This window comes from Bradyrhizobium sp. YR681 (genome assembly GCF_000282615.1).
Classification (GTDB): Bacteria; Pseudomonadota; Alphaproteobacteria; order Rhizobiales; family Xanthobacteraceae; genus Bradyrhizobium.
In genome coordinates, this window is sequence record NZ_AKIY01000324.1 from 43,781 (window position 1) to 51,695 (window position 7,915).

At 65.2% G+C, this 7,915-nt stretch carries 7 protein-coding genes; 4 read left to right on the top strand and 3 right to left on the bottom strand.

Features of this window, described 5'->3' with window-relative positions; all coding sequences use genetic code 11:
- Window positions 1–293: 293 nt before the first annotated feature.
- Window positions 294–1,709 (top strand): MFS transporter, encoded by a 1,416-nt coding sequence (locus PMI42_RS34725; RefSeq protein ID WP_008143992.1) that lies wholly within the window; start codon window positions 294–296, stop codon window positions 1,707–1,709.
- A gap of 225 nt (window positions 1,710–1,934) precedes the next feature.
- Window positions 1,935–2,675 (top strand): sulfate transporter family protein, encoded by a 741-nt coding sequence (locus PMI42_RS34730; RefSeq protein WP_008143996.1) that lies wholly within the window; start codon window positions 1,935–1,937, stop codon window positions 2,673–2,675.
- 79 nt (window positions 2,676–2,754) lie between these two features.
- On the opposite strand, the gene PMI42_RS34735 is transcribed toward PMI42_RS34730, so the two are convergent.
- Genes PMI42_RS34735 through nth form a run of 3 tightly spaced genes read right to left on the bottom strand, consistent with a single transcriptional unit; the run spans window position 2,755 to window position 6,331 of the window.
- Window positions 2,755–4,383: an MFS transporter gene (locus PMI42_RS34735; RefSeq protein ID WP_008143997.1), complete on the bottom strand. Its 1,629-nt coding sequence runs from the start codon at window positions 4,381–4,383 to the stop codon at window positions 2,755–2,757.
- Window positions 4,370–5,506 carry an HlyD family secretion protein gene (locus PMI42_RS34740; RefSeq protein WP_008144000.1) on the bottom strand — a complete coding sequence of 379 codons (1,137 nt, stop codon included), beginning with the start codon at window positions 5,504–5,506 and terminating at the stop codon, window positions 4,370–4,372. Before PMI42_RS34740 ends, PMI42_RS34735 begins: the two co-directional genes overlap by 14 nt.
- Window positions 5,507–5,563: 57 nt before the next feature.
- On the bottom strand, window positions 5,564–6,331 hold the full coding sequence (nth, locus tag PMI42_RS34745) for an endonuclease III (RefSeq protein WP_008144002.1): 768 nt from the start codon (window positions 6,329–6,331) through the stop codon (window positions 5,564–5,566).
- Between the two features lie 22 nt (window positions 6,332–6,353).
- On the opposite strand from nth, the gene PMI42_RS34750 reads away from it, so the two are divergent.
- Both PMI42_RS34750 and PMI42_RS34755 read left to right on the top strand, forming a co-directional pair.
- Window positions 6,354–6,872 (top strand): DUF2244 domain-containing protein, encoded by a 519-nt coding sequence (locus tag PMI42_RS34750; RefSeq protein WP_008144003.1) that lies wholly within the window; start codon window positions 6,354–6,356, stop codon window positions 6,870–6,872.
- 56 nt (window positions 6,873–6,928) lie between these two features.
- A complete protein-coding gene (locus PMI42_RS34755) occupies window positions 6,929–7,825 on the top strand; it encodes a methylated-DNA--[protein]-cysteine S-methyltransferase (RefSeq protein ID WP_008144005.1) in 897 nt (298 codons plus the stop codon).
- Window positions 7,826–7,915: the final 90 nt, after the last annotated feature.

Here is a 7,915-nt window from a genome sequence, read left to right on the forward strand (position 1 = left end):
AGGGTTGGGGTGAGGGTTCTCTCCGCATCGGGATTGTCCCATTGCGGAGAGAACCCTCACCCGGCGCTGTGCGCCGACCTCTCCCGCAAGCGGGAGAGGTGACCGAGTTCGCTGGCCGGCTGTCCTGCCTCTCATCAGCTTCGTTCGAAAATCTCGAACGCTTCCATCGATATGTTCTTCTGGATTTCCGGCGTCGGCCGGCCAACATGGCGCGATCCGGCAGAGTTCACGACACACCACAGAGATGAGCCGCCGGCAAACGCGCGCGACCCGCGCGCCACGGGGAGGACATCATGAGCGTTGTCGGCATCGACACAGGCTTTGAGCTCGGCACAGCGCCATCCGTCCCCGACGAGATCTCGCGGCGGCTCGAGGCGATGCCGGGGACGGCCCATGTCTGGCGCCTCGTCATCCTGCTCTCGCTTGGCGGCTGCTTCGAGATCTACGATCTGTTCCTGACCGGCTATATCGCACCGGGGCTGAGCCGCAGCGGATTGCTCTCCACGACGACAACGGCTTTCTTCGGCTTCTCCGGTATCGGCGCCTTCGTCGCCGCGACCTTTGCCGGCCTGTTCGTCGGCACCTTTTTCCTCGGCTTCCTCGCCGACCGCTTCGGCCGCCGCGCGATCTTCACTTACGCCCTGCTCGGCTACACCGCGGCGTCCGTGATCATGGCCTGCCAGACGTCTTCGGAAGGCCTTTTGTTCTGGCGCTTCCTTGCCGGCATCGGCATCGGCGTCGAGGTCATCACCATCGACGCCTACATCACTGAGCTGGTGCCGAGCCGGATGCGCGGACGCGCCTTCGCGGTGAACCAATCGATCATGTTCGTGGCCGTGCCCGTCGTCGCCTTCCTCGCCTGGTGGCTGGTGCCGCTGTCGCCTTATGGAGTCGAAGGCTGGCGCTGGGTGGTGTTGATCGGTGCTGCCGCCAGCATGATCATCTGGGTGCTCAGGCTGTTCCTGCCCGAGAGCCCGCTTTGGCTGGCGCGCCACGGCCGCAACGAGGAGGCGCTTCGCATCCTCGGCACGCTGGAAGCCGCCAGCGGTGTCGCCGGCTCACGGCCCGTGATCCCGTCCGCGCAGCAGGCAACACGGCCCGTCGCGCGCGTCAGCTTCGCCGATCTGTTCCGGCAGCCTTATCTTTCGCTCGTCGTCCTGTTCATGGTGTTCAACCTGTGCCAGGCCTTCGGCTTCTACGGCTTTGCCAATTGGGTGCCGACGCTGCTGGTCGAGAAAGGCATCACCGTCACCAAGAGCCTGCAATATTCCTTCATCGTCGCCTTCGCCTATCCGATCGCGCCGCTGCTTGCCGCGAGCTTTGCCGACAGATTCGAGCGTCGCTGGATCATCGCGGGCGCCTGCGTCGCCATCATCGTGTTCGGCGTGGCATTCGCGCAATTGACCGAGCCGGCGCTGCTGATCGTCTGCGGCGTGCTGCTGACGGCCTGCAACACCACGATGTCCTACGCCTATCACGCCTATCAGACCGAGGTGTTTCCGACGGAGATCCGGGCGCAGGCCTCCGGGCTCGTCTATTCGATGAGCCGGCTGAGTGCGACGTTTTCGGGCTTCATCGTCGCCTACATGCTGAAGGAGGCCGGCGTGACCGGCGTGTTCGGCCTGATCACCGCGGCGATGCTGATCGTGGTGATCGCGATGACGCTGTTCGGCCCGAACGTGCGGGGCAAGCCGCTGGATGCGGTGTAGCGGAGGTCCTTCCCCGTCATTGCGAGGAGCTCTTGCGACCAAGCAACCCAGAATCTTTCCGCGGAGAGAGCCTGGATTGCTTCGCTACGCGCGAAATGACGGAGAGGAGGCACCTTCATGAGCACCCCTCTCACCACATTTGCGGATACGGCCAGGCCAGCGTCCCTTGCCGAAGCGGCCCGGGGTGTCTACCTCTCGCGGGTGGTTTTCGTGAGAGGAACTCCGATGCTGGATGCCGCCGTGAAGGCGCTGTCGCAAATGGTCTCGCCGCCGATGCGTTCGATCCTGTGGCGATCGATCGGGCTCGCGCTCGTGCTGATCACCGTGCTGGCGATCGGCCTGCAGCGGCTGCTGAGCTGGTTTGCGACCTATGGCGAGATCTGGCTGGAAGGCCTGCTCGGGCCGGGCTGGCATTCCTCGCTCGAGGTCCTGTCCTGGATCGTCTCGATCGCGACCGGCCTCGGCGTCGTGTTCGGCGGTGTCTTTTTGATGCCGGCGATCACCTCGCTGGTGGCGAGCCTGTTCGTCGACGACATCGCCGATATCGTCGAGCGCGAGCATTACCCCGCCGAGCGGCCCGGCGTCGCGCTGCCCATCGGCCAGGCGATCCTCGAGGGCATCAAGACCGCGCTGCTGACGATCCTGGTTTATCTCGTGGCGCTGCCGCTGGTGCTTTTTGCCGGCGCCGGCTTCCTGATCTTCTTCCTCGCCACCGCCTGGCTGCTCGGCCGGGAATATTTCGAGCTCGCGGCGATGCGGTTCCGCTCCCCGGAGGAAGCCAAGGCGATGCGGCGCGACAATGCCGCCACCATCTTCACCGCCGGCCTCTTCATCGCCGCTTTCGTCTCGATCCCGATCCTGAACCTGGCGACGCCGATCTTTGCCATGGCTTTCATGGTCCACATGCACAAGCGGCTGTCGGGCCCGCGCCCCGAGCTGATCGAGCCGGCACGCCAGATGCGGTGACGGTCTCCACCTCTCCCCGTCGGGGAGAGGTGTACGGAGTTCGCGGCTTATACCGAGATACCTGAAACTCACCGGGGCGTTACGTCACCCGCACTCCGCATCTGCGCAGCAGCATCCTGGCGAAGCCGAACGGCGCCGGCGTGAACGGGCCCGGCGGCGCGCGGGTGATCAGGGCGATGCAGCCGAGCGCGGCCATCGCCAGCCAGAAGCACAGCCAGAAGCCGTCGATATAGGCGAGCACATTGGCCTCGCGCTGGACGAAGCTTGCGAGCGTGCCGACCGCGCGCGCCTGCGCCAGACCGGCGCCGTGGGCGGAGAAGTGATCGGCGAGTTGCTTGAGCGCGCGCACGACATCGACGTCGCCGACCGTGAGATTCTGGCCGATATAGAAGGAATGGACCTGCTCGCGGACGCGCAGCCACGTTCCCATCAGCGCCACGCCGATCTCGGCGCCGCCGAGCCGCATGATCTGGATGTAGGCGGCAAACGACGTGGCGCGGCTCGGATCGGAGTTCGACAGCGCCATGATGATGATCGGCAGCAGTGTCAGCGACTGGCCGACCGATTGCAGCAGCACGATGCCGACAAAATCCTCGCGCGCCCAATCGTGGGTGAGCTGGGTGCCCCAGAGGTTGGCGGCGGCGAAACACGCAAAGCCCAGCACCGTCACCACGCGCGCATCGAAATGCCTGAGCAGCCAGATCGAAACAGGCACCAGCACGAACATCGGCAGCGCGCCGTAGGTGAGCAGCAACTGCCCACTCTGCTCCGGCCTGAGCAGGCCGACATTGCCGAGGAAGTTCGGCACCAGCGACGAATTGGAGAGCGACGTCAGCGTGTAGAGCAGAATCACCACCAGCGACAGGCCGATATTGCGCGAGAACAGCACGTTCACATGCGCCCAGGGCTGGCGCACCAGCGACTCGTTGACGAGGAATGCTGCGAACAGCACCGCGCCGCCGACCAGCAGTGCCATCACCGTACCCGAGCCGAGCCAGTCCAGCCGGTTGCCCTGGTCGAGGCCGGCATAGATCATGCCTACCCCCGCGCCGAGCAGCAGCATGCCGCCCCAATCGGCCTCGCTCAGCAGCGCACGGTTCACCGGCTCGTTCGGCGTGCCCAGATAGACCATCAGGCCCATCAGCGGCGCGATCGCGACGCCCTGCCAGTACAGCCATTGCCAGCCGAGATGGTCGACATAGAAGCCGACCAGCGAGCTCGACGTATCCAGCGCGAAGCCGACGCGGATCGAATAGATCGAGATCGCCGGCAGCCACCAGCGGATCGGCAAGTTACGGAACACGATCATCAGGGTCGCCGGCACGAAGGTGCCGAGCAGCAAGCCGTGCACGACGCTGAGCGCAAGCAGGCTCGGATAGTCGTGCACGAGGGGGATGATCAGCGATACCGCGGCATAGACGAGGCTGGGGATACCGAGCACGCGGCGCAGGCCGAACACGGTGGCGAGCCAGGCCACCGCGGGCGCGATGAAGATCTGCGAGCCGATCCCGGCGGTGGAGAGCCAGGCGCCTTCGTCGAAGGAGAGCCCGAACGCACCGCGCAGATCGGGCAGGCCGACCGTGGTCAGCCGGCTGTCGAAATTGGCGAGGAAGGAGCCGAGCAGCACCGCCGCCACGGCGAACAAGGGTTGTGGCGCGACGCCGCCGCGCGACAGAGGACCGCGGCTGGAATCTTCATTTTCCGCCATTGCCGGCCTTCGTGTCGATACTGGTGACGACCGACATGCCGGGCACGAGCCGCATCAACAAGGGCTGGTTGTCGTCGAACTGGATGCGCACGGGAATGCGCTGCACGACCTTGGTGAAATTGCCGGTGGCGTTATCAGGCGGCAGCAGCGCGACCTGCGCACCGGTCGCGGGCGCGATGCGCTCGACCCGGCCGCGCAGCTTCTCGCGTGGAAAACTGTCGACGGTGATCTCGACCGGCTGGCCCGGCGCGACATGCGTGAGCTGGGTCTCCTTGTAGTTCGCGATCACGTAGACCTTGGGCAACGGCACCACATTGATGAGGTTGGTGCCGATATTGACGTAGTCGCCGGGCTGCACCTGGCGCTCGCCGGCGACGCCGTCGAACGGTGCAACGATCTTCGTATAACCGAGCTTGAGTTTTGTGCTCGCCAGCGTCGCCTTGGTGGCTTCGAGATCGGCGGCGCGCTGTTTCCTGGTGCCTTGCAGGACCTCGATCTGATGTTGTTGCGCGGCGATCACTGCGCGGCTCGCCCGCACATCGGCCTGCGCCTTGGCGTAGCCCGCGACCGCCTGCTCGAAGCGCTGCCGCGTGCCGGATTCGGTCTGCGACAGCGATTGCTGGCGGTCCTGCTCCTGCTTGGCCTCGACCGCGAGCGCCTCCGCCGACAATCGCGCGGCCTCGGCCTGGGCGATGGTTGCGTATTGCAGCTCGATCTGGTTCGCCAGATTGTCGAGCACGGCCTGGGCGGCGGCAACGGCAGCCTCGGATTGCGCGACCTGGGCCTGATAGTCGGCGGGATCGATCTGGATCAGGAGATCGCCGGCCTTGACGCGCTGGAAGTCGGTCACCCCCACGGTCAGCACCTCGCCGGAAACGCGGCTCGCCAGCCGCGTCAGCTCGGAGCGCACATAGGCGTCATTGGTGGTCTGGACCACGGCGTTGCCGACCCATTCGTCGAAGCGCAGCGTCGCCAGCGCCACGAAGGCGAGCGCGACCATGACCGCGAACAGCGGGATCGCGAACCGGCTCCAGAACGAGGTCGCCGGCGGCTGCGTCGGCTTCGGTGGCGGCGCCGGTGTGGCAGCAGGTGGCGACGACGAGATTTGTTCCTGCTGACTCACGACTGGCTCCCAAAACCGACTTGCTTCACATCGTTCCGGAACGGCGGCAATATTGCCTCACACCGTCTTCTCCGGCCATCGGCAAAGATCGTTGATCAGGCATACCTCGCAGCGCGGCTTGCGCGCGAGGCAGGTGTAACGGCCATGCAGGATCAACCAGTGATGTGCGTGCAGCATGTATTCGGACGGAATGATTTTTTCCAGCCCGAGTTCGACGTCGAGCGGCGTCTTGCCGGGCGCAAGCCCGGTGCGGTTGCCGACACGGAAGACATGCGTATCGACCGCCATGGTGTGCTCGCCAAAGGCCATGTTGAGCACGACATTGGCGGTCTTGCGCCCGGCACCGGGCAATGACTCGATCTCGGCCCGCGTGCGCGGCACCTCGCCGCCGAACTCGCTGAGCAGCTTTGCCGACAGCCCGATCACGTTCTTCGCCTTGGTGCGATAGAGGCCGATGGTCTTGATGTAGTCGCGCAAGCGCTCCTCGCCGAGGTCGAGCATCTTCTGCGGGGTGTCTGCGACCTCGAACAGCGCGCGCGTCGCCTTGTTGACGCCGGCGTCGGTCGCCTGCGCCGACAGCACCACCGCGACCAGCAGCGTGAACGGATTGACGTGCTCGAGCTCGCCCTTCGGCTCGGGATTGGCTTTGTGAAAGCGGCTGAAGACCTCGCGAACCTCGGCCGGCGTCCAGGGTTTGGTGGCCTTGAGGGATTTCTTCGCCGGTGCCGATCCCTTAGCGGGCTTGGGCGTCGCAACGGCTGTCTTTGCCTTTTTCTTCGGCACGGCGGCTTTGCGCGGGACCGGCTTGCGGGTGATTTTCGCCATGATCGGGATATACTGAGGGACGATGAGCACAGGCAACGAAATTGAGCGCGACAGCGAGCAGCAGATTTTCTCGGCGCTGCTGACGCCGCACCGCTCGCTGAACCGCACCGGTTTCCTCGCCGTGATGCTGTTCCTGAGCGTCGTCAGCTTCGTCACCGGCCTCGTCTTCCTGATGATGGGGGCCTGGCCGGTGTTCGGCTTTTTCGGCCTCGACGTGCTGGTGATCTGGTGGGCCTTCAAGGTCAATTTCCGCACCGCGCGGGCGCGCGAGGAGATTACCGTTACGACGTCAGAATTGCGGGTGCGGCGCGTCAGCCATCACGGCCACGTCGCCGAATGGACCTTCAATCCGCTCTGGGTCCGCCTCGACATGGAAGTCGACGAGGACTTTGGCATCGAGCATCTCTATGTGATCTCGCGCGGCCACCAGATCAGGATCGCACGCCATCTGGGACCTGACGAAAAGGCAAGTTTTTACAAAGGCTTGGTCGAGGCGTTGAACGCCGCCAAACGTGGCCCGACCTATAATCCGATCTCCTGATCGCCGGATCGGGAATCGGGTGGTTTCGACCCGGCGCCGCGCCTACATTTCCGGTCATGATGACACTCGCCATACATGACCAGCGCCTGGCCAGGCCGGGCTCCCAGAACGCCGCGCTGCGCGATTACGATTCGGTGCGCCGGGCCATCGCCTTCATTTCGGAAAACTGGCGCACGCAGCCGACCATCGAGGCGATGGCGGATGCCGCCGGCGTCACGCCGGATGAGCTGCATCATCTGTTCCGCCGCTGGGCCTCGATCACACCGAAGGCTTTTATGCAGGCGCTCACGCTCGACCATGCCAAGGGTCTCTTGCGGGATTCGGCGAGCATCCTCGATGCAGCGCTCGACTCCGGCCTGTCAGGTCCGGGCCGGCTGCACGATCTCTTCGTCACCCATGAAGCGATGTCGCCGGGCGAATGGAAGAACGGCGGCGCGGGCCTGACGTTGCGCTACGGCTTCCATCCCTCGCCGTTCGGCACGGCGATCGTGATCGCGACCGATCGCGGACTATCCGGACTTGCCTTCGCCGACCCCGGCGAAGAGCAGGCCGCGCTCGCCGACATGACGCGGCGCTGGCGGAACGCCACTTACGTCGAGGATCACGAAGGCACCGCATCGCTGGCGCAGCGCATCTTCGACACAAAACTGTGGCGGCCCGACCAGCCGCTGCGCGTGGTGATGATCGGCACCGATTTCGAGGTGCGGGTGTGGGAGACGCTGCTGAAGATCCCGATGGGCCGCGCGGTGTCCTATTCCGACATCGCCTGCAACATCGACAGCCCGAAAGCCTCGCGCGCCGTCGGCGCCGCGGTCGGCAAGAATCCGGTCTCGTTCGTCGTGCCCTGCCACCGCGCACTCGGCAAGAGCGGCACGCTCACCGGCTATCACTGGGGTATCACCCGCAAGCAGGCGATGCTGGGCTGGGAAGCCGGGCAGCTGGGGATGCAGTAGGCAGGTCTACTCCCTCGCCCCGCTTGCGGGGAGAGGGTTGGGGTGAGGGGGAGTCTCCGCAGGGACGGTGACAGTCGGACTCGCGGAGAG

Excerpts from the sequence above, each read along its gene's own strand:
- PMI42_RS34725 (WP_008143992.1), top strand. The coding sequence starts at position 294 with ATGAGCGTTGTCGGCATCGACACAGGCTTTGAGCTCGGCACAGCGCCA.
- PMI42_RS34730 (WP_008143996.1), top strand. The coding sequence starts at position 1,935 with ATGCTGGATGCCGCCGTGAAGGCGCTGTCGCAAATGGTCTCGCCGCCG.
- PMI42_RS34735 (WP_008143997.1), bottom strand. The coding sequence starts at position 4,383 with ATGGCGGAAAATGAAGATTCCAGCCGCGGTCCTCTGTCGCGCGGCGGC.
- nth (WP_008144002.1), bottom strand. The coding sequence starts at position 6,331 with ATGGCGAAAATCACCCGCAAGCCGGTCCCGCGCAAAGCCGCCGTGCCG.
- PMI42_RS34750 (WP_008144003.1), top strand. The coding sequence starts at position 6,354 with ATGAGCACAGGCAACGAAATTGAGCGCGACAGCGAGCAGCAGATTTTC.
- PMI42_RS34755 (WP_008144005.1), top strand. The coding sequence starts at position 6,929 with ATGATGACACTCGCCATACATGACCAGCGCCTGGCCAGGCCGGGCTCC.